At 61.1% G+C, this 26805-nt stretch carries 25 protein-coding genes; 8 read left to right on the forward strand and 17 right to left on the reverse strand.

Annotation, left to right across the window (positions count from 1 at the left end):
* Nucleotides 1-162: 162 nt before the first annotated feature.
* The 3 genes from AD662_RS26945 to AD662_RS26955 are packed head-to-tail and all read right to left on the reverse strand — an operon-like array spanning nucleotide 163 to nucleotide 3761.
* Nucleotides 163-1527 (reverse strand): aspartate aminotransferase family protein, encoded by a 1365-nt coding sequence (locus AD662_RS26945; RefSeq protein ID WP_018610573.1) that lies wholly within the window; start codon nucleotides 1525-1527, stop codon nucleotides 163-165.
* Between the two features lie 58 nt (nucleotides 1528-1585).
* Complete coding sequence (locus AD662_RS26950; protein WP_018610575.1) at nucleotides 1586-2944, reverse strand: glutamine synthetase family protein; 1359 nt, start codon at nucleotides 2942-2944, stop codon at nucleotides 1586-1588.
* A 40-nt stretch (nucleotides 2945-2984) separates the two neighbouring features.
* The gene (locus AD662_RS26955; RefSeq protein WP_053182870.1) at nucleotides 2985-3761 is read right to left on the reverse strand and encodes a gamma-glutamyl-gamma-aminobutyrate hydrolase family protein; all 777 of its coding nucleotides are present in this window, start codon (nucleotides 3759-3761) and stop codon (nucleotides 2985-2987) included.
* 278 nt (nucleotides 3762-4039) lie between these two features.
* Here AD662_RS26955 and AD662_RS26960 point away from each other — a divergent pair, with 278 nt between their 5' ends.
* Nucleotides 4040-5416, forward strand: coding sequence for a glutamine synthetase family protein (locus AD662_RS26960; RefSeq protein ID WP_003177396.1), 1377 nt, complete (start codon nucleotides 4040-4042; stop codon nucleotides 5414-5416).
* 286 nt (nucleotides 5417-5702) lie between these two features.
* Nucleotides 5703-6338, forward strand: coding sequence for a TetR/AcrR family transcriptional regulator (locus AD662_RS26965; protein WP_018610580.1), 636 nt, complete (start codon nucleotides 5703-5705; stop codon nucleotides 6336-6338).
* A 113-nt stretch (nucleotides 6339-6451) separates the two neighbouring features.
* On the opposite strand, the gene AD662_RS26970 is transcribed toward AD662_RS26965, so the two are convergent.
* The 10 genes from AD662_RS26970 to argE form a co-directional block, all read right to left on the reverse strand.
* Nucleotides 6452-6667, reverse strand: a complete 216-nt coding sequence (locus AD662_RS26970) for a TOBE domain-containing protein (protein ID WP_003177394.1) — start codon at nucleotides 6665-6667, stop codon at nucleotides 6452-6454.
* A gap of 25 nt (nucleotides 6668-6692) precedes the next feature.
* Complete coding sequence (ssuB, locus tag AD662_RS26975; protein ID WP_053190048.1) at nucleotides 6693-7499, reverse strand: aliphatic sulfonates ABC transporter ATP-binding protein; 807 nt, start codon at nucleotides 7497-7499, stop codon at nucleotides 6693-6695.
* The gene (gene ssuC / locus AD662_RS26980) at nucleotides 7496-8278 is read right to left on the reverse strand and encodes an aliphatic sulfonate ABC transporter permease SsuC (protein ID WP_053190049.1); all 783 of its coding nucleotides are present in this window, start codon (nucleotides 8276-8278) and stop codon (nucleotides 7496-7498) included. The genes ssuB and ssuC overlap by 4 nt, the downstream gene beginning before the upstream one ends.
* A gap of 7 nt (nucleotides 8279-8285) precedes the next feature.
* Nucleotides 8286-9434: an FMNH2-dependent alkanesulfonate monooxygenase gene (gene ssuD / locus AD662_RS26985; protein WP_003206647.1), complete on the reverse strand. Its 1149-nt coding sequence runs from the start codon at nucleotides 9432-9434 to the stop codon at nucleotides 8286-8288.
* A gap of 24 nt (nucleotides 9435-9458) precedes the next feature.
* A complete protein-coding gene (locus AD662_RS26990) occupies nucleotides 9459-10424 on the reverse strand; it encodes a sulfonate ABC transporter substrate-binding protein (RefSeq protein ID WP_018610595.1) in 966 nt (321 codons plus the stop codon).
* A gap of 90 nt (nucleotides 10425-10514) precedes the next feature.
* Nucleotides 10515-11108 carry an NADPH-dependent FMN reductase gene (gene ssuE / locus AD662_RS26995; RefSeq protein WP_018610597.1) on the reverse strand — a complete coding sequence of 198 codons (594 nt, stop codon included), beginning with the start codon at nucleotides 11106-11108 and terminating at the stop codon, nucleotides 10515-10517.
* Nucleotides 11109-11435: 327 nt separating this feature from the next.
* On the reverse strand, nucleotides 11436-12074 hold the full coding sequence (locus AD662_RS27000) for a peroxiredoxin (RefSeq protein WP_046063206.1): 639 nt from the start codon (nucleotides 12072-12074) through the stop codon (nucleotides 11436-11438).
* A 284-nt stretch (nucleotides 12075-12358) separates the two neighbouring features.
* Nucleotides 12359-13690: an OprD family porin gene (locus AD662_RS27005; RefSeq protein ID WP_024617265.1), complete on the reverse strand. Its 1332-nt coding sequence runs from the start codon at nucleotides 13688-13690 to the stop codon at nucleotides 12359-12361.
* Nucleotides 13691-14163: 473 nt separating this feature from the next.
* Entirely contained in the window at nucleotides 14164-15462 is a 1299-nt protein-coding gene (argA, locus tag AD662_RS27010) for an amino-acid N-acetyltransferase (RefSeq protein WP_018610603.1), read from the reverse strand.
* A gap of 139 nt (nucleotides 15463-15601) precedes the next feature.
* On the reverse strand, nucleotides 15602-16759 hold the full coding sequence (gene argE / locus AD662_RS27015) for an acetylornithine deacetylase (protein WP_053190050.1): 1158 nt from the start codon (nucleotides 16757-16759) through the stop codon (nucleotides 15602-15604).
* 147 nt (nucleotides 16760-16906) lie between these two features.
* Here argE and AD662_RS27020 point away from each other — a divergent pair, with 147 nt between their 5' ends.
* A complete protein-coding gene (locus AD662_RS27020; RefSeq protein ID WP_018610607.1) occupies nucleotides 16907-18274 on the forward strand; it encodes a CYTH domain-containing protein in 1368 nt (455 codons plus the stop codon).
* Nucleotides 18275-18426: 152 nt separating this feature from the next.
* Here AD662_RS27020 and AD662_RS27025 read toward each other — a convergent pair whose 3' ends face one another.
* Complete coding sequence (locus tag AD662_RS27025; protein WP_018610608.1) at nucleotides 18427-18897, reverse strand: Lrp/AsnC family transcriptional regulator; 471 nt, start codon at nucleotides 18895-18897, stop codon at nucleotides 18427-18429.
* A gap of 126 nt (nucleotides 18898-19023) precedes the next feature.
* Between AD662_RS27025 and AD662_RS27030 the strand changes: the two genes are divergently transcribed.
* The 5 genes from AD662_RS27030 to AD662_RS27050 all read left to right on the forward strand — a co-directional run bounded on the left by AD662_RS27030 (nucleotide 19024) and on the right by AD662_RS27050 (nucleotide 23243).
* Nucleotides 19024-19362, forward strand: a complete 339-nt coding sequence (locus AD662_RS27030; RefSeq protein WP_018610611.1) for a hypothetical protein — start codon at nucleotides 19024-19026, stop codon at nucleotides 19360-19362.
* Nucleotides 19363-19506: 144 nt separating this feature from the next.
* The gene (gene tfpB / locus AD662_RS27035; RefSeq protein ID WP_014340767.1) at nucleotides 19507-21291 is read left to right on the forward strand and encodes a type IV pilus assembly ATPase TfpB; all 1785 of its coding nucleotides are present in this window, start codon (nucleotides 19507-19509) and stop codon (nucleotides 21289-21291) included.
* A gap of 186 nt (nucleotides 21292-21477) precedes the next feature.
* Nucleotides 21478-22398 (forward strand): SPFH domain-containing protein, encoded by a 921-nt coding sequence (locus tag AD662_RS27040; protein WP_014340768.1) that lies wholly within the window; start codon nucleotides 21478-21480, stop codon nucleotides 22396-22398.
* Nucleotides 22399-22407: 9 nt separating this feature from the next.
* A complete protein-coding gene (locus AD662_RS27045) occupies nucleotides 22408-22857 on the forward strand; it encodes an NfeD family protein (RefSeq protein WP_018610614.1) in 450 nt (149 codons plus the stop codon).
* 65 nt (nucleotides 22858-22922) lie between these two features.
* On the forward strand, nucleotides 22923-23243 hold the full coding sequence (locus AD662_RS27050) for a DUF2388 domain-containing protein (RefSeq protein ID WP_172436019.1): 321 nt from the start codon (nucleotides 22923-22925) through the stop codon (nucleotides 23241-23243).
* A gap of 183 nt (nucleotides 23244-23426) precedes the next feature.
* On the opposite strand, the gene gcvH is transcribed toward AD662_RS27050, so the two are convergent.
* The 3 genes from gcvH to AD662_RS27065 all read right to left on the reverse strand — a co-directional run bounded on the left by gcvH (nucleotide 23427) and on the right by AD662_RS27065 (nucleotide 26718).
* A complete protein-coding gene (gene gcvH / locus AD662_RS27055; RefSeq protein ID WP_018610618.1) occupies nucleotides 23427-23810 on the reverse strand; it encodes a glycine cleavage system protein GcvH in 384 nt (127 codons plus the stop codon).
* A 52-nt stretch (nucleotides 23811-23862) separates the two neighbouring features.
* Nucleotides 23863-24945 carry a glycine cleavage system aminomethyltransferase GcvT gene (gene gcvT / locus AD662_RS27060; protein WP_053190051.1) on the reverse strand — a complete coding sequence of 361 codons (1083 nt, stop codon included), beginning with the start codon at nucleotides 24943-24945 and terminating at the stop codon, nucleotides 23863-23865.
* Nucleotides 24946-25101: 156 nt separating this feature from the next.
* Nucleotides 25102-26718 carry an ABC transporter permease gene (locus tag AD662_RS27065; protein ID WP_018610623.1) on the reverse strand — a complete coding sequence of 539 codons (1617 nt, stop codon included), beginning with the start codon at nucleotides 26716-26718 and terminating at the stop codon, nucleotides 25102-25104.
* Between the last annotated feature and the right edge of the window lie 87 nt (nucleotides 26719-26805).

The raw sequence follows: 26805 nt of genomic DNA on the forward strand, positions 1-26805 counted from the left end.
AATGCTCCAGTTATTCTTCTTAGCCACAGTTCAGTAGCCAGCTCGCGGGCAACTTGAACAGTCGGTAGTCTGGCAAGTTACAGGCCAGGCTTTCAACACAAGCCCAGCCTTTTATTCTCGCTGGGCGAGGCCCTTGCAGGCACCTCGCTCAGAGCCTAGCACTTAGCCTTGCAACGCACTGAGCGTCAGGTCCAGGCACTGCCGCGCCTTGGTCACCAACTCATCGATCTCGGCCTTGCTGATCACCAGCGGCGGCGCAATGATCATGGTGTCGCCCACCGCGCGCATGATCAGCCCGTTATCGAAGCAGAACTGCCGGCAGATCATGCCCACGCCCTTGCCTTCGTAGCGCTTGCGCGTGGCCTTGTCCTGAACCAACTCGATCGCCCCCAGCAAACCGACACCGCGCACTTCACCTACCAGAGGATGATCGTTCAGTTCCCGCAAACGCTGCTGCAAATAGGGTGCCGTTTCAGCATGGACGCGCTCGATGATTTTTTCGTCGCGCAGGATGCGGATGTTTTCCAGGGCCACTGCCGCGGCCACCGGGTGACCGGAATAGGTAAACCCGTGGTTGAAGTCGCCGCCTTCGTTGAGCACCGCGACCACGTCATCACGCACGATCAGCCCACCCATGGGGATGTAGCCGGAGGTCAGGCCCTTGGCGATGGTCATCATGTGCGGTTTCAACCCGTAATGGTCGGTACCGAACCACTCACCGGTACGGCCGAAGCCACAGATCACTTCGTCGGCCACGAACAGGATGTCGTACTTGGCGAGGATTTCCTTCATGCGCGGCCAGTAGCTGTCCGGCGGCACGATCACACCACCGGCGCCCTGGATCGGCTCGGCGATGAAGGCGCCGACGTTGTCCACGCCGAGCTCCAGGATCTTTTCTTCCAACTGGTTGGCCGCCCACACGCCGAACTCTTCGGGGCTCATGTCGCCGCCTTCGCCGAACCAATAAGGTTGGGCGATGTGGACAATGCCCGGGATCGGCAAGTCGCCCTGTTCATGCATATAGGTCATGCCGCCCAGGCTCGCGCCGGCCACGGTCGAACCGTGATAACCGTTCTTGCGGCTGATGATGACTTTCTTGTTCGGTTGGCCCTTGATCGCCCAATAGTGGCGGACCATCCGCAGCATGGTGTCGTTGCCCTCGGAGCCGGAGCCGGTGAAGAACACGTGGTTCATGCCTTCAGGGGCGATGTCGGCGATGGCTTTGGACAATTCCAGCACCGGCGGGTGGGCGGTCTGGAAGAACAGGTTGTAGTACGGCAGCTCGCGCATCTGTTGGCTGGCGGCGTCGGCCAGTTCCTCGCGGCCATAACCGACAGCCACGCACCAGAGGCCGGCCATGCCGTCGAGGATCTTGTTGCCTTCACTGTCCCAGAGGTAGACGCCCTTGGCGTGGGTGATGATGCGCGGGCCTTTCTCTTTGAGCTGCTTGAAGTCGCTGAACGGCGCCAGGTGGTGATCGTTGCTCAGGGCCTGCCATTCACGGGTTTGCGGGTTATTGCGGGTCATGCCAATTCTCCTGTTATCGGTGAGGGCGAAGCTGCCTGAAGCAGCCCCGCCCGGCGCTTCAGACGGCAAAGAGCAGGAATTCCCGCTCCCACGAACTGATCACGCGCTTGAAGTTTTCATGCTCGGCCCGCTTGACCGCGACGTAGCCTGTGATGAATTTCTTGCCCAGGTATTTCTCGATGGTGGTGCTGTTTTCCATGCGTTCCAGGGCGTCTTCGATGGTCAGCGGCAAACGCAGGTTGCGGCGTTCGTAGCCTCGGCCCACCACCGGCGCGCTCGGGTTGATGCCTTCGACCATACCGATGAAGCCACACAGCAGGCTGGCGGCAATCGCCAGGTACGGGTTGGCATCGGCGCCCGGCAAGCGGTTTTCCACCCGACGGTTCTGCGGCCCGGCATCCGGCACGCGCAAGCCCACGGTGCGGTTCTCTTCGCCCCACTCCACGTTCACCGGCGCCGACGTGTCCGGCAGGAAGCGGCGGAACGAGTTGACGTTGGGGGCGAACAGCGGCAACAGCTCGGGGATGAATTTCTGCAGGCCGCCGATGTGGTGCAGGAACAGATCGCTCATGGTCCCGTCTTCATTGGAGAAGACGTTCTTGCCGGTTTCCTTGTCGATGATGCTCTGGTGCAAGTGCATCGCACTGCCCGGCTCGCCGGTCATGGGCTTGGCCATGAAGGTGGCAGCCACGTCGTGCTTGAGTGCCGCTTCGCGCATGGTGCGCTTGAACACCAGGATCTGGTCGGCCAGGGACAGGGCATCGCCATGACGGAAATTGATTTCCATCTGCGCCGTGCCGTCCTCGTGGATCAGGGTATCGAGGTCCAGTTCCTGCAGTTCGCACCAGTCGTAGACGTCTTCGAACAGCGGGTCGAATTCGTTGGCCGCTTCGATCGAGAAAGACTGCCGGCCGGTTTCCGGGCGGCCGGAGCGGCCAACGGGCGGTTGCAGCGGAAAGTCCGGGTCGTCGCTGCGCTTGGTCAGGTAGAACTCCATTTCCGGCGCGACGATCGGCTGCCAACCCTTGTCGGCGTAGAGCTTGAGTACTTTCTTGAGCACGTTGCGCGGCGACAGCTCGATGGGGTTGCCCTGCTTGTCGTAGGCGTCGTGGATGACCTGGGCTGTGGGCTCGATGGCCCAGGGCACAAGGAATACTGCGTTCTCGTCCGGGCGGCAGATCATGTCGATGTCGGCAGGGTCGAGCAGTTCGTAATAGATGTCGTCTTCGACATAGTCGCCCGTCACGGTCTGGAGCAGAACGCTCTCGGGCAGGCGCATGCCTTTCTCGGCGATGAACTTGTTGGTCGGCGAGATCTTGCCCCGGGTGATACCGGTGAGGTCGCCAATCATGCATTCGACTTCTGTGATCTTGTGGTCTTTCAACCAATCGGTGAGCTGGTCGAGGTTGTTACTCATAAATGCCTCTAGGCGTGAGTTTCCTGACTGCTATTAGTCGTCAGGCGTTGTTTGACGCATCGGCGTCGCGTTGTGCTGCCCTTGCTCGGCAGGCATCGCCAAATGCCTGGAAAATCGCAAGGTAGTGCGGGTTAGAGCTTACCTCCCATTCGGGGTGCCATTGCACACCTAAAGCAAAAGCCTTGCCTTCTGGCACCGAAACAGCCTCGATCAGGCCGTCGGGGGCCACCGCTTCGGCTCGCAACCCAGGTGCCAGGCGCTCGATGCCTTGGCTGTGGATCGAGTTGACCTCCATTAGCTGGGGCAGCCCCAGGCCTGCCAGTACACCGCCAGGCTGGGTATGCACGGCGTGGGCAGGACCGTATTGGACATCCACCGCTTGAGTATCGTCTTCACGATGATCGATGAAGGTTCCGACTTCGTGAACTTTCTGATGCAGGCTGCCGCCAAAGGCTACGTTCATCTCCTGGAAGCCACGGCAAATGCCCAGCACCGGGATGCCCGCAGCGACAGCGGCGCGGATCAGCGGCAGGGTGGTGGCGTCCCGTGCAGGATCATGAGCAGTGCCTGGCGCACTGGCCGGGCCCTGGTAATGAAAAGGTTCTACATTGGAAGGAGAGCCGGTAAAGAGAATACCGTCCAGGGCGTCCAGAATATCGGACGGCGGGAACAGATCCGCCAGGGACGGAAGCAGCACTGGCAGGCCCTTGGCGGCTGTCGCGACAGCCCGGGAATATTTATCGCCACTGATGTGATAAGCATGCAGACCAATCTGCCTGGAGCAGGTGGTGACGCCGATTAACGGCAGGCGAGACATGAAGCACCCCGGTATTATTGCTGTTATGGGTTTGAATCGAGCTTAGCCTTGTTCATTTTTTTACACAACACCCCCGTAAAAAATACAACACGGCCCGCTCAAGCCCGCGGGCGCCAAGACCGTTAAAGGGAAAAAAACGCCCTAAATTGCCTCAAAAAAGCCTTGAAGGTGCTTTTTTAGGGCAAAAAAGGCCCTGCTTGACTTCGGCATGCCGTTCGGGTTGACTGGCTTTCGAAGAGATCAATGATTGATATTTTTAACAACAAAGGTGTTGCATCATGTCGGTACCCCCGCGTGCCGTTCAGCTTAACGAAGCGAACGCGTTCCTTAAGGAACATCCTGAGGTTCTGTACGTTGACCTTCTGATTGCGGATATGAATGGTGTGGTGCGCGGCAAGCGCATAGAACGCACCAGCCTCCACAAGGTTTACGAGAAAGGCATCAACCTGCCGGCCTCTTTATTTGCCCTGGATATCAACGGCTCTACGGTGGAAAGCACCGGCCTGGGTCTGGACATCGGCGATGCCGACCGGATCTGCTATCCAATCCCTGACACCCTGTGCAACGAGCCTTGGCAGAAGCGCCCCACTGCGCAACTGTTGATGACCATGCACGAACTCGAAGGCGAGCCTTTCTTCGCCGACCCGCGTGAAGTCCTGCGCCAAGTCGTGACCAAGTTCGATGAACTGGGCCTGACCATCTGCGCCGCATTCGAGCTGGAGTTCTACCTGATCGACCAGGAGAACGTGAATGGACGCCCACAACCGCCTCGCTCGCCAATCTCCGGCAAACGCCCGCACTCGACCCAGGTCTACCTGATCGATGACCTCGACGAATACGTCGATTGCCTCCAGGACATTCTGGAAGGGGCCAAGGAGCAAGGCATTCCCGCCGACGCCATCGTCAAGGAAAGTGCCCCGGCGCAGTTCGAAGTGAACCTGCACCACGTGGCCGATCCGATCAAGGCCTGCGACTACGCGGTCCTGCTCAAGCGTCTGATCAAGAACATCGCCTACGACCATGAAATGGACACCACCTTCATGGCCAAGCCTTATCCGGGCCAGGCGGGTAATGGTCTGCACGTCCACATCTCGATTCTTGATAAAGATGGCAAGAATATTTTTGCCAGCGAGGATCCCGAGCAGAACGCCGCACTGCGTCACGCGATCGGCGGTGTGCTCGAGACCCTGCCCGCGCAGATGGCTTTCCTCTGCCCTAACGTCAACTCCTACCGTCGTTTCGGCGCACAGTTCTACGTGCCGAACTCGCCGACCTGGGGCCTGGACAACCGCACCGTGGCCTTGCGCGTCCCTACCGGTTCGGCCGATGCCGTGCGCCTGGAACACCGCGTCGCCGGCGCCGATGCCAACCCGTACCTGCTGATGGCCGCCGTGCTGGCGGGCGTACACCATGGCCTGACCAACAAGATCGAGCCCGGTGCGCCGGTGGAAGGCAACAGCTACGAGCAGAACGAGCAAAGCCTGCCGAACAACTTGCGCGATGCCCTGCGCGAGCTGGACGACAGCGAAGTCATGGCCAAGTACATCGACCCGAAATACATCGATATATTCGTGGCCTGCAAGGAAAGCGAGCTGGAGGAGTTCGAACACTCCATCTCCGACCTCGAGTACAACTGGTACCTGCATACCGTGTAAGCGGTTGCGGTAAACAAGAAACGCCGCAGGCCTTATGGCCTGCGGCGTTTTTTTGTATCTGGGGGGATGGCCGCCTTCGGCGGATCGCGAGCAAGCTCAGCTCCCACAGGGGTTCTTCGTGATCATTTGGTCTCATTCACAAAGCTCCCACAGGGGGGCTTTGTGATCATTTGGTCTGATTCACAATGTATTGCTCTGTGGGAGCAAGGCTTGCCCGCGATGAGGGCCGGGAAGACAACACAGGACCCGACTCGTACAATGCCCGGCAGCCCCGCAGGAGACGTCCATGACGCGCATCGCCACCCCCCGCAAACCCCGCGCACGCAGCCAGGCCCGGATCGACACCATTCTTGATGCCGCCCGTACGCTGCTTGCCGCCGAAGGTGTGGCCAGCCTGTCGATCTACAGCGTCGCCGAGCGCGCCGGGATCCCGCCCTCTTCCGTGTACCACTTCTTCGCCAGCGTCCCGGCCCTGCTCGAAGCCCTGACCGCCGACATCCACGCCGCCTTTCGCGCCGGCCTGCAAGCACCGATTGATCATGCGGCGTTGAACCACTGGCACGACCTGTCACGGCTGGTGGAGCAACGCATGCTCACCATCTACAGCCAGGACGCCGCCGCTCGCCAACTGATCCTGGCCCAGCACGGCCTGACCGAAGTCATCCAGGCCGACCGTCAGCACGACCTCGAGCTGGGCGACCTGATGCATAAGGTGTTCAACCACCATTTCGAGCTGCCGAGCTTGCCCAAAGACGTCGACGTATTCGCCCTGGCCATGGAACTGGGCGACCGCGTCTACGCCCGCTCGGTACAACAACACGGCCAGATCACCCCGCGCATGGCCGAAGAAGGCATGCGGGTGTTCGATGCGTACCTGGGGTTGTACCTGCCGCCGTATCTGCCCAAGCGTGAAGCGCCCTGATCCCCTCGCCACAAAGTCCCCTTCCAGCCTCACCAACGCTAATTCACAAGCTGCCAAAAAACCAAAAAGCCCCGAAGGGCTCACGCCGTCCGGGGCTGCGGGTGACGCATCGCTCACAACTTGGCGATAGACACCTCGGTGGATTTGACGAAGGCAATCACTTCGCTGCCGATCGCCAGTTCCAGCTCCTTGACCGAGCGGGTAGTGATGACCGACGTGACAATGCCCGACGCGGTCTGCACGTCGATTTCCGACAGCACGTCGCCTTCGACGATTTCCTTGATGGTGCCTTTGAACTGGTTGCGTACGTTGATGGCTTTGATAGTCATGGTGTCGATTCCTGTCTGGATGAAGTTATTGCGCCCAACGCAATTGCGTAGGCAAGGGTGAAACGGGTTCGGGTTCCGGCGGTTGGCCGGGCAAGGACAGCACACGGTTGAGGACTTCGGTTTCCAGGCTCGCCAGGCGATGAGAGCCGCGAACCCGTGGGCGTGGCAGGTCGATGGGCAGGTCGAGGCCGATCTGGCCGTCCTCGATCAGGATCACCCGATCGGCAATCGCTACCGCCTCGCTGACGTCGTGGGTCACCAGCAACACCGTGAAGCCGTGCTGCTGCCAGAGGTTTTCGATCAGTTGCTGCATCTCGATACGGGTCAGTGCGTCCAGCGCCCCCAAGGGTTCGTCGAGCAGCAACAGGCGTGGCTGATGAATCAGCGCTCGGGCCAGGGCCACTCGTTGTTTCTGCCCACCGGACAACGCCGCCGGCCACTCATGGGCGCGGTCGGCCAAGCCGACGGCTTCCAGTGCCTGCAACGCCTGCGGGCGCCAGTTGCCCTTGAGCCCGAGGCCGACGTTGTCGATGACTTTTTTCCAGGGCAGCAAACGCGCTTCCTGGAACATCAACCGCGTGTCCTGTTGCGCGGCACTCAGCGGCGCCGAGCCCGCCAACAGTCGGCCATCGGTGGGTTGATCGAGCCCGGCCAGCAACCGCAGCAGGGTACTTTTGCCACAACCGCTGCGACCGACCACGGCCACGAACTGCCCGGCCGGGATATGCAGGTCGATGTCGCGCAACACCTGGCGTGTGCCGAAGGTTTTTTGCAGCTTGCGCACCGCAAGCGGAATGCCACGCAGCAGGCGCGGAGGTTGTTGGGCGGTCATGCGGCACCTCCCTTGTTCACTTGGTAGGCCGGGTGCCAACGCAGCCAGACCCGCTCAAGCCCGCGGGCGGCAAGGTCAGCCAATTTGCCCAGCACGGCATACAGAAGAATCGCCAGCACCACCACATCGGTCTGCAGGAATTCCCGGGCATTCATCGCCAGATAACCGATGCCGGAACTGGCCGAGATGGTTTCCGCCACGATCAGCGTCAGCCACATGAAACCCAGGGCAAAACGCACGCCCACCAGGATCGAAGGCAGGGCGCCAGGCAGGATCACCTGGCGAAACAGCCTGAAGCCGGACAAGCCGTAGCTGCGGGACATTTCCACCAGCGCCGGGTCGACGTTGCGAATGCCGTGGTAGGTGTTGAGGTAGATCGGGAACAACGTGCCCAGGGCCACCAGGAAAATTTTCGCCGACTCATCAATACCAAACCACAGGATCACCAACGGAATCAGCGCCAGGTGCGGGATGTTCCGGACCATTTGCACGGAACTGTCCAACAGACGTTCGCCCCATTTCGACAAACCGGTGATGAAGCCCAGGGCCAGGCCGATGCCACCGCCGATCAGAAAGCCCACCGCAGCCCGCCAACCGCTGATCGCCAGGTGCGTCCAGATCTCGCCGCTGCGCACCAGGTTGACCCCGGCCTCGATCACGGCCACGGGTGCTGGCAGGATCCGCGTGGACAACCAACCGGCCGACACCGACAGTTGCCATACCGCCAGCAACAGCAGCGGCACCGCCCAGGGCGCGAGGGTGTGGATGATTTTCTTCATGGCCGCCTCAGCTCTGGGACGCGGCTTTGGGAAGAATATCGTTGGCGACCATTTCACCGAACGGGCTCACATAGCCCTGGCTTTTCGGTAATTCCGGGCGCTCGACGTCCAGGTGGGGGAACAACAGTTCCGCCACACGGTAGGACTCTTCCAGGTGTGGATAACCGGAGAAGATAAAGGTGTCGATGCCAAGGTCAGCGTATTCCTTGACCCGCGCCGCCACGGTCGGACCATCGCCCACCAGCGCCGTACCGGCCCCGCCGCGAACCAGGCCGACGCCGGCCCAGAGGTTGGGGCTGACTTCCAGCTTGTCGCGACGGCCACCGTGCAGGGCGGCCATGCGTTGCTGGCCCACCGAATCGAAGCGCGCCAGGGACGCCTGGGCACGGGCGATGGTGTCGTCGTCCAGGTGAGAGATCAGCCGGTCGGCCGCTTGCCAGGCCTCGGCATTGGTTTCCCGCACGATCACATGCAGGCGAATGCCGAAGCGCACGGTACGGCCGAGCTTCGCGGCCTTGGCTCGCACCTGCTCGATTTTTTCCGCGACAGCTGCGGGCGGCTCGCCCCAGGTCAGCACCATTTCCACCTGCTCGGCTGCCAAATCCTGGGCGGCTTCCGACGAGCCACCGAAATACAGCGGCGGACGCGGTTGCTGAATCGGTGGGTAGAGCAGCTTGGCGCCCTTCACACTGATGTGCTCACCGTCGTAATCCACGGTTTCGCCTTCCAGCACCCGGCGCCAGATGCGGGTGAATTCCACCGACGCCTGGTAACGTTGTTCGTGGTCGAGGAACAGCCCATCGCCGGCCAACTCATCCGGGTCGCCGCCGGTCACCAGGTTGAACAACGCACGTCCGCCGGACAACCGGTCCAGGGTCGCAGCCTGACGCGCTGCCACCGTCGGGGAAATGATCCCGGGGCGCAGGGCAACGAGGAATTTCAGGCGTTGGGTCACCGGAATCAACGAAGCGGCCACCAGCCAGGAGTCCTCGCAGGAACGCCCGGTGGGGATCAACACGCCGCCGAAACCCAGTCGATCCGCCGCTTGGGCGACCTGCTGCAGGTAACCGTGATCAACGGCACGGGCGCCTTCGGCAGTGCCAAGGTAATGGCCGTCGCCGTGGGTAGGCAGGAACCAGAAAATATTGAGGCTCATGGAGTGGTCTCCTAAGGGATCGAATTACTGCGCGTTCGCAACGGCCGCCGGCGGCGTCCAGATCACGTCCTTGATGCTCAAGGGTTTGGGAATCAATTTGAGCTGATAGAAGCTGTCGGCGATTTTCTGCTGCGCCGCCACCACCTCCGGCGTGAGGAACAACGCCCCGTAGCCTTGGCGTTTCACCGCCGTCAGGGTGATGTCCGCCGGTAGGCCAAGCAGCGGCGATACTTGCTTGGTCACGTCTTCAGGGTTGGCCTTGGACCACTCCCCCACTGCCCGCACCTCCTCCACCAGCGTCGTGATGACCTGGGGATTTTTTTGCGCATAAGGTTTGGTGGCGAGGTAGAACTGGTGGTTATCGACGATGCCTTTGCCGTCACGCAGGGTGCGTGCCTGCAACTGCTGTTCAGCGGCCGCCTGGTACGGATCCCAGATCACCCAGGCGTCCACGCTGCCACGTTCGAACGCGGCGCGGGCGTCGGCCGGCGGCAGGAAAATGGTCTGGATATCGGAATATTTCAGGCCGGCATCCTCCAGCGCCCGCACCAGCAGGTAGTGGACATTGGAGCCTTTGTTCAGCACGACTTTCTTGCCCTTGAGGTCTTGCACCGACTGGATGGCAGAGCCTTTGGGCACCAGGATCGCTTCGCTGGTGGGCGCCGGTGGTTCGTAGGCGACATAAAGCAGGTCGGCGCCGGCGGCCTGGGCAAACACCGGCGGGGTTTCACCGGTCACGCCAAAGTCGATGGAGCCGACGTTCAAGCCTTCAAGCAGCTGCGGGCCGCCGGGGAACTCGGTCCATTGCACGTCCACGCCTTGGGCTGCGAGGCGTTTTTCCAATGTTCCCTTGGCTTTGAGCAGCACCAGGGTGCCGTACTTCTGATAACCGATCCGCAAGGTCTCGGCTTGAGCTTGAGTAATGACGCCGAGGGACACAGCCGCAGCAAACAGAGCGACCAGCCCGCGACGCAAAATGACAGTGCGCATGGCGCCTCTCCTTTTTGCTGTGGGGTTTTGGCTGCACCTGCTGGGCCGTTGGCGGCTGAGTAAGGTGAGTTGAATCAGGGTGTTCGGGGTTCAAATGCTCCAGCGAGCACTCAACAAACGTTCGTTCAATACACTGGGGTCCAGCGGCCTGGGCCGACGGGCCATGGCGCTGAAAAACTGTTCCAGCGCCTCGTCCAGACGCTGTTGCAATGCTGGTGTCAATTGCGCCTGGGCACTGCCTTCGCCATACGCGATCTGGCTGTCCTCGGCAAAGATCCCATGGAGCATTTCCTGGGCCTTGAGCGCAGACAACACCGGCTTGAGGGCGTAGTCCACCGCCAACATGTGGGCGATACTGCCGCCGGTTGCCATCGGCAACACCACTTTATGGGCCAGGGCGCGCTCAGGCAGCAGATCCAGCACAGTCTTCAGCGCACCGGAAAAAGACGCCTTGTACACCGGCGTGGCAATCACCAAACCGTCGGCATTTTCGATCTGGGCCAGCAGGTCGACCACCTTCGGGCTGTCGAAGCGGGCATGGAGCAGATCTTCGGCCGGGAAGTCGCGCACCTGATAGCTCACCACTTCCACACCTTGCTGCTGCAACCAGCGTTGCGACCGCTCCAGCAGCACCCCGGAGCGGGAGCGTTGGCTGGGGCTGCCACCGAGTAAGACGACCAACATGCCTGCTATTCCTTAACTGTCACGTGCGATTCGCGGTGGGCGATCTCGCTGCATGGGTCAAACCATAACAGGGGATTCATATATCTTTAAATCATATTTATTCATTTGGTTATGCGATTTTGAGATATTAAATTCACTTTCCTTGGCGCAATAAAAAAGGCCGTCGAAACGGCCAAAACCCTGCTTATGGAAGTATCTAATCCGAGTCCCGCGCAGACCGGAAGTCAGCCTTCGCGAGCAAGCCCGCTCCCACATTGGAATGCGTACTCCTGTGGGAGCGGGCTTGCTCGCGAAGGCGATTGCAGCCATTAAAGAAAATCCGAAGCTCTACTTGTTGGGCTGTGGAGTCAGGCGCAGGTAAGGCTTCACGGCGCGGTAGCCCTTGGGAAAACGCTGCTTGAGTTCCTCTTCATCCTTGAGCGACGGCACGATCACCACTTCATCACCGTCCTGCCAGTTGGCCGGGGTGGCGACTTTGTAGTTGTCGGTCAGTTGGAGCGAGTCGATCACCCGCAGGATTTCGTTGAAATTGCGCCCGGTGCTGGCCGGGTAGGTGATGGTCAGGCGGATTTTCTTGTTCGGGTCGATCACGAACAGTGAGCGCACGGTCAAGGTGTCGCTGGCGTTGGGGTGGATCAGGTCGTACAGGTCCGACACCTTGCGGTCGGCATCGGCCAGGATCGGAAAATTGACCACGGCGTTCTGGGTCTCGTTGATGTCCTCGATCCACTTGTGGTGCGAGTCCACCGGGTCGACCGAAAGGGCAATGGCCTTGACCCCGCGCTGGGCGAACTCGTCCTTGAGCTTGGCGGTGAGGCCCAGCTCGGTGGTGCAAACTGGGGTGAAATCCGCCGGATGGGAGAACAACACGCCCCAGCTGTCGCCGAGCCATTCGTGGAAGCGGATCTTGCCGGCGCTGGAATCCTGTTCGAAGTCGGGGGCGATATCGCCGAGTCTGAGGCTCATGGTGCGGCTCCTGGATGAGGTTGTTGTGAGCCCAACTTTGCACCGGTTTGGATTGCTTTAAAAAGAATAAATATCCATTTATCTAGATCTATAGGGAATATAAAAACTGTTCACTGGCGCCACAACGCATAGCGGCCCAAGATCATTTCCGAGGTTTCGAGAAGGCCTCGAGTTGCTGAAAAGAGGAGAAGGTTCGGGGAAGGCTACAGGGGTGGGCCAGACCCGAAACGCAAAAGCCCCGTCCGGCGTGTTTCCGGGCGGGGCTTTTTTTACTTCGCTACGTCTTACATGAAGTTGTAAGTGTAGTTGAAGATCAGGCGGGTCTGATCCCGGTCAGCGCCGGAACCACTACCAGTGCCGCGGTAAGAACCGTGACGCAGCGTGGTGCCGAAACCTTTCAGAGCACCTTGCTGGACGACGTAATCCAAGCGCATGTCGCGTTCCCACTCGGACGAATCGCTTCCACCTGCGGTCGTGGACTTGATGTTTTCACCATGCAAGTAGGCGACAGCGGCTTTCAGGCCCGGAACGCCCAGACCGGTGAAGTCATAGGAGTATTGACCGAAGGTGGTGTTTTCACCGGCACGGACGAATCCGTTGATCATGCTATCGGTGAACAGGTAGAAGCTCGAACCACCGGCACCTTCATTTCGGCCGTTGCCATCAAGCACGCTGCCCTGGTTCAGGTAAACGAAACCACCGTCATCACCGACTTGCTGGTGACCCAACATGAAGGCACTGCCACCCAGGGAGTAGGTGAACATGGCGCTCCAGGTTTTGTTATCGACCACACCCTGTTCTTTGGCATAGCCACCGTTGTTATCGAAATCATAACCCGCATCGCCGTTGCGGCCATCCGAGCTACTGTCGAAGTAACGCAGGTCTGTCTTGAACGACTGGCCTTCGGTGATCGGGAAAACATGTACAGCGCCCAGGAAGTGCTGCTTGTAGTAATCCTGCAGGTTGGCGTAGTAGTACTGCAGGGTCAGGTCTTTGGTGACCTTCCAATCAGCACCGGCGTAGCGGAATTGATTGCTTTCCTCGGTACCACCAGAGACTGCCAAGCCGGTACGGTTGCTCGATGCACGACCAACAGCATGTTCCAGCTGACCAGCGTTGAACGTTACGTTGTCCAGGTCCTTGGAGGTGATGGTGCCACCTTCGAAGGTTTGCGGCAGCAGACGACCGTCGCTGGCGACCAGGATCGGCAGGTTAGGCGCCAGGGCACCACCCAGGTGGGCTTCGGTCTTGGAGAACAGCGCCTTGACGTTGCCCGACAGACGGCTCCAGTTGTGCACGGCGGAGCCATCGGTGTCGCTTGGAACGAAGGTGTTGCTGTTGGGGTGTTGGCCTTTGCCACCATCGAGATGGATCCCCACCAATGCCTGGGCATCAATACCAAACCCCACGACGCCTTGAGTGAAGCCGGACTTGTAGTCGAACTTCAGACCAGTAGCGGTTTCACGCTGGTCGGCACCGCCTTCGCGGTTATCGTTATCAAAGTACAACGTACGAGAACTGACAGACGCCTTGCTGTCTTCGATAAAACCAGCGGCGCCTGCCTGCTGCGCCAGAACCCCAACGGCCACAGCCAGGGCCAAGGTGGACTTGTTCATGCTTCGCTCCTCTCGTTTTCTAATTCTTGTGTGTCTTTGGCTCCGGATCGAACGCCCGGAATCCGCGGATGCGCGATTAGCGCCAGACCGTGACTAACAAGTCAATCGTAAGCATTTATCACTACGACTATGGTCTAACCCCTCTACATCGGCCCGCAGGATAATGGATTCTTTATAATCCCAAAAAGAATTGTTTCAACAGTTTTCAGCTCGTTTGGGAATATAGCCGTCATCCAAGCTTCGTCAACCGTGACCCGGCGTATCGGCCAGCCTGCTGATTACTGAATGGTTTTCTGTCGGGACCTCCCAAAAAGGAAATCCTCGGCGTAGAGGCATGCTCTTGATGCTCATTGGCTACGCGCCGGGAACTGCGAAGGTTGCGATCTTGATCGCTATGCGCCTGACGATTCATTGTCTGAAATCAAAAAGACGCAACCTGCGACAGTCCCACGCAGGTAGGAATGACCAGGGGGTTACAGGGCCTTTTCGAAGATCTTCGAATTACGCTGATAGTTGTAGAGCGATGCCCGCGCCGCCGGCAGGCGCTCGACACTGCTGGGTTCAAAGCCACGTTCGCGGAACCAGTGGGCAGTCCGGGTCGTCAGTACGAACAACGTCTTGAGCCCCTGGGCGCGGGCGCGGGTTTCGATCCGTTCCAGCAGTTCATCGCCCCGGCCACCGTGGCGGTATTCCGGGTTCACCGCCAGGCAGGCCAGTTCCCCGGCGTCCGAATCGGCAATCTGGTACAACGCCGCACAAGCGATGATCATGCCTTCGCGCTCGACCACGCTGAACTGTTCGATTTCGCGCTCCAGCACTTCGCGGGAGCGACGCACCAGAATCCCCTGTTCTTCCAGCGGGCTGATCAGGTCCAGCAGGCCGCCGACGTCTTCGATGGCCGCTTCGCGCACCACCTCGAATTGCTCCTGGGCCACCAGCGTACCGCTGCCATCGCGGGTGAACAGTTCGGCCAGCAGCGCACCGTTCTCGGCATAGCTGACGATATGGCTGCGGGCGACGCCGCCCCGACAGGCCTGGGCCGCCGCGTCCAGCAATTCGGCCTGATAGTCGCTGCCCAGGCGTTGCATGTGGGCCGGGACCTGTTGCGGGCGCAACTCACGCACCAACCGCCCGTCTTCACCAATAAGCCCCTGCTCGGCACCGAACAGCAGCAGTTTGTCGGCCGCCAGGTCGATGGCTGCGCGGGTGGCAACGTCTTCACAGGCCAGGTTGAAGATCTCGCCGGTGGGCGAATAACCCAACGGCGACAGCAGCACGATGGAGCGCTCGTCCAGCAGGCGATTGATGCCCTTGCGATCGACCCGACGCACTTCACCGGTGTGGTGATAATCCACGCCTTCGAGCACGCCGATGGGACGCGCGGTGACCAGGTTGCCGCTGGCGACCCGCAGCCGCGAGCCCTGCATGGGCGAGGACGCCATGTCCATGGACAGGCGCGCCTCGATGGCGATGCGCAACTGGCCGACCGCGTCGATCACACACTCCAGCGTCGCCGCATCGGTGATGCGCATGCCGTGGTGGTAATGGGGCGTGAGGCCCCGTGCAGCAAGGCGGGTCTCGATCTGCGGGCGCGAACCATGGACCAGCACCAGGCGCACGCCGAGGCTGTGCAGCAGCACCAGGTCATGGACGATGTTGCCGAAATTAGGGTGTTCCACCCCGTCGCCGGGCAGCATGACGATGAAGGTGCAATCGCGGTGGGCGTTGATGTAGGGCGAAGCGTGACGAAGCCAATTGACGTATTCGGGCATGAACCTGGACCTGTAATAAATAACAGCCAAAACAAAGACGAAACAGAACGCACAACGGGGCTGGTGGTTATCGTCGGAACAGGCTTGGCGACACGCGCGCTCTCCTCATGTGATGAATACGGCCCCGCAAGGGCGCAATTTAACCGGCCGTGGCCGGCGTCAGGCAGTAATGGCCGATCAACTGCCGCAACAACTGTACGGTAGGTTGCAAACGTGACATTTCAAGGTACTCGCCCGGCTGGTGGGCGCAGGCGATATCGCCAGGGCCGAGCACCAGGGTTTCGCAGCCAAGGCGCTGAAGATAAGGCGCTTCGGTGCCAAACGCCACTGCTTCGGCACGATGGCCGGTGAGTCGCTCGGCCACCCGTACCAGCTCGCAGTCTTCGGCCTGCTCGAAGGGTGGCACTTCGGGGAACAGCGGTGCGTAGTCGATCTTGACTTTATGGCGTTCGGCGATGGGGTCCAACTTCTGTTGGATCGCCGCCCGCAGCACCTGCGGATCCATGCCCGGCAAGGGTCGCAGGTCGAATTCCATGGAGCACTGGCCGCAGATGCGGTTGGGATTGTCGCCACCATGGATGCAACCGAAGTTCAGCGTCGGTTGCGGCACGGTGAACTGCGGATTACGGAACTCACGCTGCCATTGCAGGCGCAGGCCGCGCAATTCGCCCATGGCATCGTGCATGGCTTCCAGCGCGCTGTGGCCCAGGCTCGGATCGGAGGAATGGCCGCTGCGCCCGAGAATGTCGATGCGCTCCATCATCACGCCTTTGTGCAGGCGAATCGGCCGCAGGCCGGTCGGTTCACCGATCACCGCCACACGCCCCAGTGGTCGACCGGCATCGGCCAGGGCACGGGCGCCGGCCATGGAGCTTTCTTCGTCGCAGGTCGCAAGGATCAGCAGCGGTTGCTTGAACGGTTGGTCCAGCAGCGGCTTGACCGCTTCGATGACCAAGGCGAAAAAACCCTTCATGTCACAACTGCCCAGGCCGACCCAGCGGCCATCGACCTCGGTGAGCTTCAGCGGATCGGTCTGCCACAACGCGCCGTCGAACGGCACCGTGTCGCTGTGGCCAGCCAGTACCAGGCCGCCGGGGCCGCTGCCGAAGCTGGCCAGCAGGTTGAATTTGCCAGGGCTGACCTGCTGGATATCACAGCAGAACCCCAGCTCAGTGAGCCAGCCTGCCAGCAGCTCGATCACGGCACTGTTGGACTGGTCCAGCCCAGGCTGGGTACAACTGACCGAAGGTGCGGCGATCAGGGCAGCGAATTGATCTTTCATGGACGGCAAAGGCATCGCTGACTCCGGGCTTACAGATTGACGTTCATCATAGAACCATCTGGCCCCAGGAATAAACCTAGGGCGGGTGAGTCCTGTACACTGCACGGCCTTGGCAGCCACACCTTCCCCCGGCTGCACACCCGATCCCTGGATTTTCCGGCCATGCAGAAAGAAACCGAAATCAAACTCCGCGTCAGCCGCGAGACCCTGGCAGCCTTGCGCGAGCATCCGCTGCTGAAAAAACGCAACAAGAGTGGCTGGGAACGCCACGAACTGATGAACCAGTATTTCGACACGCCGGAGCGTGACCTGGCCCAGGCCAAGGTCGCCCTGCGCCTGCGTCGCGACGGCGAAGAGGTGATCCAGACCCTCAAGACCCGCGGCCAGAGCGTCGCCGGCCTGTCCGAGCGCAACGAGTACGATTGGCACCTGCCCAAGGCCAAGCTCGACCTGAAGAAGCTCGACGGCGAATGCTGGCCCGAGGCCTTGGCCGAACTGGACAAGAAAACCCTCAAGGCCATCTTCACCACCGATTTCGTTCGCGAACGCGCTGAAATCGCCTGGGGCCGTGGCAAAAGCAAGGTCGTCATCGAAGCCGCCCTGGACCTGGGCCATGTGGTGGTCGGCAAGCAGAAGGAAGAAATCTGCGAACTGGAGCTGGAACTGCGCGAAGGCGAACCCGCCGCCCTGCTGGAACTGGCCGCCGAGCTGGCCGCGACCCTGCCCCTGATGCCCTGCGACATCAGCAAGGCCGAGCGTGGCTATCGCCTGTATGACGCGGGCAGCTACGCCCTGAGCCTGCCAGCGCCACAACTGACCGCCGAAACGCCGCTGGATGACGCCTTCGCCGCGCTGAGCTGGCATCTGCTCGGCAGCAGCCAGCGCCTGGCCGAACAATACCGTTTCAACGGCCATTGGCGCCTGCTGCAGGACTGGGTGGAAAACCTCGCCGAACTGCGTGCCCTGCTCAGCAGCCTCGGCCAGGCCGCGCCGCGCCAATCGACCCACGACTTGCGCCTGGCCCTGGACGCGTTGCTGGAAGACTGGCGCCCACTGGTCCAAGCCGGCCTGGATGACGAAGACGTGCGCAAGGCGGCGCCGGAACAGTTCCTTGAAGAGCTGCAAGACCCGCGCTGGGGCCTGTTTTCCCTCAACACTTCACGCTGGCTGCTGGCGCGCAGCTGGGCCGCCGAGCGCAACACCCGTGGCAATCGCCAGGGCGCGGCGCAACTGGGCAGCTGGCTGCCGCGCCTGCTGGGCGAAGAATCCTCGTCCCTGCAACTGCAACGCTATCAGCAGCAGCCGGAAGACCTCGCCGAGCAACTGCCGCGCATCGAACGTATCCAGGGCTGGCTACACCACGCCCGCCATGTGCTGGAGATCCCGGAAATGGATCGCCTCTATGGTGAACTGAACAAACTGGCGCAACTGGCCAACCAACCGATCACCGACGAAACGCTGGATGCCCGCAAGCAACAGGCGATTGCGGTTTACCAGAATCGGGCCTGGAAGACTTTGCTGCGCCTGTAACCGAGATATCTTCGGCGTCGGGCATATTGCTTTCGCGAGCAAGCCCGCTCCCACACTGGATCTTCAGCGAACACAACATGTGTGTACGGTAGAGGCCCATTGTGGGAGCGGGCTTGCTCGCGAAGGGGCCGGTGAATTCACCTCAGATTCAACTACCGCAGCACCGGCAAACTCGTCGTCGACTTGATCTCCGACAGCGCCACGATCGAGTTCACTTCCTGGATCCCCGGCACCATCGACAGCTTTTCGAAAAAGAATCGCTCATACGCCTCGATATCCGCCGTGACGATGCGCAACAGAAAATCCACCGCCCCCATCAGCACGTAACACTCCAGCACTTCGGGGAAGCCGCGGATCGCCTCGGTGAATTCGGTGAAGTTCGAACGGCCGTGGGCGTTGAGTTTGATTTCGGCGAAGATCTGCGTGTTGAGGCCGATTTTCTTGCGATCCAGCAGGGTCACCTGGCCGCGAATGATGCCCTCCTCCTTCATCCGCTGGATCCGCCGCCAGCACGGCGATTGAGACAAGCCGACCTGCTCGGCGATCTGCGCGCTGGACAGCGAGGCATCCTCCTGCAGCAGCGCCAGTATCCTGCGGTCGTAGCTATCCAGTTCGCTGTGCATGATCAAACCCGAAATGATTGATTTAGAGAATCAAGCGATTCAAAACATCGCCAGAATCACTCATCTTAGATAAGAAATACCCCGCCTCGCATGTAAATATTTCTCCCGCCACCAAGGAGATCGAACATGCCCTCACTCGAAGCCGTTGCCATCGCCCCGACCCGCGCCGACGTCTGGCACGCCGCCAATACCCATTGCCGGGTGCAGTACCAGATATTGGCCGAAGCCGAGCCGGATTTACTGTGCCGGGCGTTGAACCTGTTTGCCTTGCAGGGCCTGACGCCGCAGCGGGTTCATGTCGAACGCCAAGGCGATATGCTATCGCTGGACATCGTCATGGACGGGCTGAGCTGGCACCGTGCCCAGGTCATCGCTGAAAAACTACGTAACCTGATCAGCGTCTGCTCGGTGGACCTGCAAGACGCTGATATTGCGCACGTTGGGCCGGCCCACGCAGCGGGATGAGCGTCCACGGGCAAAATTTCGCAACGCATTGGTCGGGTAGTGGCCCAACGGTCTACAGCGTCGGGACTATTCTTTTGCAGACCGAGCGAGGACGCCGAGGCGTCTGTATCGCGGCTTTGCTGCAATTGTCCAATAGGAACCCGCATGTCCACCAAACACGCCACTCAGGACCGCTGGCTGGACCTCAACGATCTGCTGCGCCAACTGGTCACCCAGGGCCTCATCAGCCAGGACTCAGCCGAAACCGCGCTGAACGCCCGCCGACGCCACAGCGCCAATAGCCAGTTGCATCCGCTGGAGTTCATCGCCAACCAGCACCTGGACGACCTCAGCCGGCCCGGCAAGCGCCTGGACCTGGAGAACCTGACCCTGTGGTTGTCCCAGCAGGCCGACCAGCCCTACATGCGCATCGACCCGTTGAAAATCAACGTCGCGGCCGTGACGCCCTTGATGTCCTACGCCTTTGCCCAGCGCCACAAGATCCTTGCGGTGGCGGTCGATCGTGACGCCGTCACCGTCGCCAGCGCACAGCCCTACGTCAACAGCTGGGAAGCCGACCTGACCCACGTGCTCAAGCTGCCGATCAAGCGGGTGATCGCCAACCCGGTGGACATCCAGCGCTTGAGCGTGGAGTTCTATCGCCTGGCCAAATCGGTCAGCGGCGCCACCACGGTCGACCAGCAGCCGAGCAACCTGAGCAATTTCGAACAGTTGCTCAACCTGGGCGCCAGCGACCAGGAGCCGGACGCCAACGACGCCCACATCGTCAATATCGTCGACTGGCTGTTCCAGTACGCCTTCCAGCAGCGCGCCAGTGACATCCACATCGAACCGCGCCGCGAACAGGGCACCGTGCGATTTCGCATCGACGGCGTGCTGCACACCGTCTATCAGTTCCCGCCGCAGGTCACGATGGCAATCGTCAGCCGCCTCAAGAGCCTGGGGCGGATGAACGTCGCGGAAAAACGCAAACCCCAGGACGGCCGGGTCAAGACCAAGACCCCGGACGGCGGCGAAGTGGAATTGCGCCTGTCGACCTTGCCCACCGCGTTCGGCGAAAAAATGGTCATGCGGATTTTCGACCCGGAAGTGCTGCTCAAGGACTTCGACCAACTCGGCTTCTCCGCCGACGACCTGCGCCGCTGGCAGGACATGACCCGCCAGCCCAACGGCATCATCCTGGTGACCGGGCCTACCGGTTCCGGCAAGACCACCACGCTCTATACCACCCTCAAGAAGCTGGCAACGCCGGAAGTGAACCTCTGCACCATCGAGGACCCGATTGAAATGGTCGAGGCCTCTTTCAACCAGATGCAGGTCCAGCACAACATTGACCTGACCTTCGCTGCCGGGGTGCGGGCGCTGATGCGGCAAGACCCGGACATCATCATGATCGGTGAGATCCGCGACCTGGAGACCGCCGAGATGGCGATCCAGGCGGCGCTCACCGGGCACCTTGTGCTGTCGACACTGCACACCAACGACGCGCCGAGCGCCATCAGTCGCCTGCTGGAGCTGGGAGTGCCCCATTACCTGATCAAGGCCACCGTGCTCGGGGTCATGGCCCAGCGCCTGGTGCGCACCTTGTGCCCGCAATGCAAGGCCCCCCTGACCCTGGATGAAGATGACTGGCAAACCCTGACGCGGCCCTGGCAGGCGCCGCTGCCGAGCAATGCCCAACAGGCCGTCGGCTGCCTGGAATGCCGTGACACCGGTTACCGCGGCCGCGCCGGCGTCTACGAAATCATGCAACTGACCGACAGCGTCAAGGCCTTGATCCACCCCGACACCGACCTGCTGGCCGTGCGCCGCCAGGCGTTCAAGGAAGGCATGCGCAGCCTGCGGCTGTCGGGGGCGCAAAAGGTGGCGGCAGGCTTGACCACGGTCGAGGAAGTGCTGCGGGTGACGCCGCAGAGCGAGCAGAAGTAGCTGTGGCAGCACCTGTGGCGAGAGGCTGTGGGAGCAAGGCTTGCCCGCGATGAAAATGACGCGGTCTCCCGGGGAAGCAAGGCGCCTGCCTCGCGAGCAAGCTTTGCTCCCACAGAGTGATGATACTGGCCGCGTGCCCTACACTCAGGGCTCGCAGGTCCATCTCAATTCGCACAGGGAACCGTCATGCAGATCGGTAGCGTACTTTTACTTTTCATCGGCCTCGTGGTCGCCATCCTGTTCATGGGTTTCAAGGTCGTGCCCCAGGGCTACCAATGGACCGTCGAGCGGTTCGGCCGCTACACCAATACGCTCAAGCCCGGCCTGAACATCATCATCCCGGTGATGGATCGCATCGGGCGCAAGATCAATGTCATGGAAAGCGTGCTGGACATCCCGCCCCAGGAAGTCATCACTGCCGACAACGCCACGGTACAGATCGACGCCGTGTGTTTCTTCCAGGTGGTCAATACGGCCCAGGCGGCCTACGAGGTCAACAACCTCGAACACGCCATCCGCAACCTGCTGCAAACCAATATCCGTACCGTGCTGGGGTCCATGGAGCTGGACGCGATGCTGAGCCAGCGCGACGGTATCAACGAAAAACTGCTGCGCACCGTCGATGAAGCCACAGCGCCGTGGGGGATCAAGATCACCCGGATCGAGATCAAGGACATCAGCCCGCCGGCCGACCTCATGGCCGCCATGTCGGGGCAGATGAAAGCCGAACGTATCAAGCGTGCCCAGATCCTCGAAGCCGAGGGCCTGCGCGCGTCGGCGATTCTCACCGCCGAAGGCAAGAAGCAGGCGCAAATCCTCGAGGCCGAGGGCAGCCGCCAGGCCGCGTTCCTGGAGTCCGAGGCCCGCGAGCGCCAGGCACAAGCCGAAGCGCTGGCCACCCAGGTGGTGTCCCAGGCGATTGCCGACGGCAACGTCCAGGCCGTGAACTACTTCGTCGCGCAGAAGTACATCGATGCGCTGGGCAAACTGGCTTCCGCCAACAACAGCAAGGTGATCCTGATGCCGCTGGAAGCCAGCCAGGTCATCGGTGCGGTCGGCGGCATCGGCGAGATCGTCCGGGCCACCTTCGACAGCAAGAAAGCCTGAGGCGCGCGTATGTGGATGTTCCTGCAAAACATGTCGTACTGGGACTGGCTAGCGCTGGGCGTCATCCTGCTGATCCTTGAAGTGTTCGGCGCCGGCGGCTACTTGCTGTGGATCGGCATGGCCGCCGCGGCGGTCGGCGTGCTCACGTTCATCCTGCCGCAGATGCCGTGGGAGCTGCAGTTCCTGTTGTTCGGCCTGTTCGCCATCGCAACAGCGCTGTACTGGTGGCGACGCCAGCGCAGCGCGGTGCGCGAAAGCGATCAGCCGCACCTGAACCTGCGCGGGCAAGAGCTGATCGGCAAGGTCTTCCAGGTTCATGAAGCGATTGTCGATGGCCGTGGCAAGATCAAGGTGGCCGACAGCGTCTGGTTGGCCAAGGGGCCCGAGTCGTCCGTGGGCACGCGGGTCAGGGTGGTGGCGCAAGATGGCGCGGTGCTGCAGGTGGAACGGGCTGACTGACAAGGCATGGAACTGAATAGAGGCGCAGGTAATCCAACGTCATAGTTAACCCAGTGGAGTCACCTATCATGCGTCTCAAACTTGCTGTCGCTACCCTAGCCTTGCTGTCTCTTCCTGTTGGCTCGGCAATGGCCGACACGTTTTGGCGTAACGTCATCTCATCCGGTGCGACCACCGGTTCCACCTACCTGACCTTCAAGGATAACAAGCTGATCGTCGCGGCTCAGGACGACGCCGGCAGCTTCGTCGCCAGTGATGGCGGTATCCGTGGCCCCTACCTGGAAGCGGCGATGCAGAAAGTGCGTGCCGACAACCCAGGCCTGCAAGCCACCGACATGGAACTGGCCAACGCGATCCTGGCGAAAAACGCCGTCGCCCAGGACTGATTCCCGGCCAATAAAAAATGCCGCTCGATGGGAGCGGCATTTTTTTTGCCCGAAAATATTATCAGGCTGTACGCAGTACCCTGTGTGGGAGCGGGCTTGCTCGCGAAAGCGGTGTATCAGTCAACAACACTGAAACTGACACACCGCTTTCGCGAGCAAGCCCGCTCCCACATTGGATCCGGGTTATTCGCCGATAGCGGCCTGGTAACCTGCCGCATCGAGCAGCTTGTCCAGCTCATCCTTGTCGCTTGGCTTGAGCTTGAAGATCCAGGCGCCGTACGGATCAGAGTTGAGCAGCTCAGGCGAGCCGCTCAGCTCTTCGTTGACCGCGATCACTTCACCTGCAATTGGGGAATAGATATCGGAAGCAGCTTTGACCGACTCGACCACACCGGCCTGGTCACCTGCGCCAAAGACCTTACCGACTTCAGTCAGCTCGACAAATACCACATCGCCCAAGGCTTCCTGCGCATGATCGCTGATGCCTACGGTGACGGTACCGTCAGCTTCCAGGCGTGCCCACTCATGGCTTTCGGCAAAACGCAGTTCGGCAGAGATATCACTCATATTCTGTGTCCTCAAGAGAAAGTGTCAGCGGCCAGCGGCCCGCCGCAAAAGGTTAGATCAGGGTTTTGCCATGGCGGACGAAGGTCGGTTTGACCACCCGTACCGGGTACCACTTACCGCGAATTTCCACCTCGGCCCGGTCAGCCGTAGCCATCGGAACACGTGCCAGGGCGATCGACTTGCTAAGCGTAGGAGAAAAACTACCACTGGTGATCTCCCCTTCGCCAACATTGGCGATGCGAACCACCTGATGGGCGCGCAAGACACCCCGCTCTTCCAGCACCAGCCCGACCAGTTTGTGCTGCACACCGCTGGCAAGCTCGGCTTCCAGCGCACCGCGCCCGATGAACTGACGGCTCGCCGGTTCCCAGGCGATGCTCCAGGCCATGTTCGAGGCCAGCGGCGAAACGTCCTGGTTGATGTCCTGACCGTAGAGGTTCATGCCGGCCTCCAGGCGCAAGGTATCACGGGCGCCGAGGCCAATTGGCGAAATGCCAGCACCTACCAGGTCATTGAAGAAACTCGGGGCCTCCTGGGCGGGCAGGACGATTTCCAGGCCATCTTCGCCGGTGTAGCCGGTCCGGGCGATGAACCATTCGCCGTCGACGCGACCTTCGAAAGGCTTGAGTTGCTGGATGATTTGCCCACGCGGCTGGGTCACCAGTTCGGCAATCTTCTGCCGGGCCTGGGGGCCCTGGATCGCCAGCATCGCCAGCTCGGGGCGCTCATGCAGTTGCACGTCGTAATCACCGAGCTGTGCCTGCATCCAGGCCAGATCCTGATCGCGAGTCGAGGCGTTGAAGACCAGCCGATAGCCGTCCTCGACCCGGTAGATGATCATGTCGTCGACGATGCCGCCGCGCTCATTGAGCATCGCGCTGTACAAGGCACTGCCTGTGTCTTGCAAACGATCGACGTCATTGGCCAGCAAGCGCTGCAGCCAGACCTTGGCCTGGACGCCCGCGACATCGATCACGGTCATGTGGGAGACATCGAACACTCCGCAGTCGCGACGCACCTGATGGTGTTCCTCGACTTGCGAGCCGTAGTGCAAAGGCATATCCCAACCGCCAAAATCGACCATCTTCGCGCCAAGGGCGAGATGAAGGTCATACAGAGGCGTACGCTGTCCCATGGGTTTCTCCTTCCGGGCTTGGCGAAGGTGCGGACGGACACTGAGTAGCGCGAACGTCTGAAAAAAAGGAGTTTTCTGACGTTCTCAGTTGCCCGGTCCGACAGACGGACCGCACCGAATGCCGCGCATTGTAGCCGCATGAGGTGGGACTGACACCTAGCTGTTTCGATGGGCCGAACGTCGTATCAATCCGATGACCGGTAACAACCCCACCAGTACCAACGTCAGCGCCGGCAGCGCGGCGCGGGCCCACTCCCCTTCGCTGGTCATCTCGAAGATCCGCACCGCCAGCGTGTCCCAGCCGAACGGGCGCATCAGCAGGGTGGCGGGCATTTCCTTGAGCACATCAACGAACACCAGCAACGCCGCGCTCAAGGTGCCGGGCAACAGCAACGGCAGATACACTTTGAAAAACAGTCGTGGCCCACTGACCCCAAGGCTGCGTGCAGCCTCGGGCAAAGACGGACGAATTCGCGCCAGGCTGCTTTCCAATGGACCGTAGGCCACGGCCAGGAAGCGCACCAGGTACGCCAGCAGCAGCGCCGACAGGCTACCCAGCAACAACGGCTTGCCTGCCCCGCCGAGCCAGCTCGACAGCGGGATGACCAGCTCACGGTCCAGGTAGCTGAACGCAAGCATGATCGACACCGCCAGCACCGAACCGGGCAAGGCATAGCCCAGGTTCGCCAGGCCGACACCGGCACGAATCGGCCGGGTCGGCGCCAGCCGCCGGGCGAACGCCAGCAGCAAGGCCACGCAAACGGTGACCAGCGCCGCCAGGCCGCCGAGGTAGAGGGTGTGGACGATCAGCCCGGCATAACGCTCATCCAGGTCGAAACGACCGCGTTGCCAGAACCACACCACCAACTGCAGCACCGGAATGACAAAGGCACAGGCGAATACCAGGAAACACCAACTGCTGGCTGCCACGGCCTTGAGACCGCGCAACGTGTACAACGCCTTGACCCGGGGCCGCTCGTTGCTGGCTCGATGAGCGCCGCGAGCCCGGCGTTCGCCGTAGAGCACCAGCATCACCGCCAGCAACAGCAGGCTGGCCAACTGGGCTGCGCTGGAGAGGCTGAAGAAGCCGTACCAGGTCTTGTAGATGGCGGTGGTGAAGGTGTCGAAGTTGAACACTGACACCGCGCCGAAATCCGCCAGGGTTTCCATCAGCGCCAGCGCCACGCCCGCACCGATGGCCGGTCGGGCCATCGGCAGCGCCACGCGCCAGAACGCCTGCCACGGCGATTGCCCGAGCACCCGGGCGGCTTCCATCAAGCCCTTGCCCTGGGCCTGGAAGGCACTGCGCGCCAGCAAATAGACGTAAGGGTAAAAGACCAGCACCAGCACCAGGATCACCCCGCCGGTGGAGCGAACCCGGGGCAGGCGCAGGCCGCTGCCGAACCATTCACGCATCAGCGTCTGCACGGGGCCGGCAAAATCCAGCAGGCCCACGAAGACAAACGCCAACACATAGGCCGGAATCGCGAACGGCAGCATCAACGCCCAGTCGAGCCAACGTCGTCCGGGGAACTCACACAGACTGGTGAGCCAGGCCAGACTGACACCCAGCAACGTCACACCGACACCCACGCCAAGGATCAACGTGAGGGTGTTGCCCAACAAGCGTGGCATTTGCGTATCCCACAAGTGGGACCAGATCTGTTGGTCGATGCTCTGCCAGGACAGTAACAAGACGCTAAGGGGCAGCAGGACCAGCGCGGCGATGGCGAAGACCAGGGGATACCAGCGGCGTTGGGCGGGGTGGGCCAAGGAATACTCTCGTTAAACAAACGGTCATGTGGCGAGGGAGCTTGCTCCCGCTGGGCTCTGTAGGAGCTGGCGAAGCCTGCGATCTTT

Origin of the sequence: Pseudomonas kilonensis (assembly GCF_001269885.1) — a bacterium.
GTDB classification, from domain to species: Bacteria; Pseudomonadota; Gammaproteobacteria; order Pseudomonadales; family Pseudomonadaceae; genus Aquipseudomonas; species Aquipseudomonas kilonensis.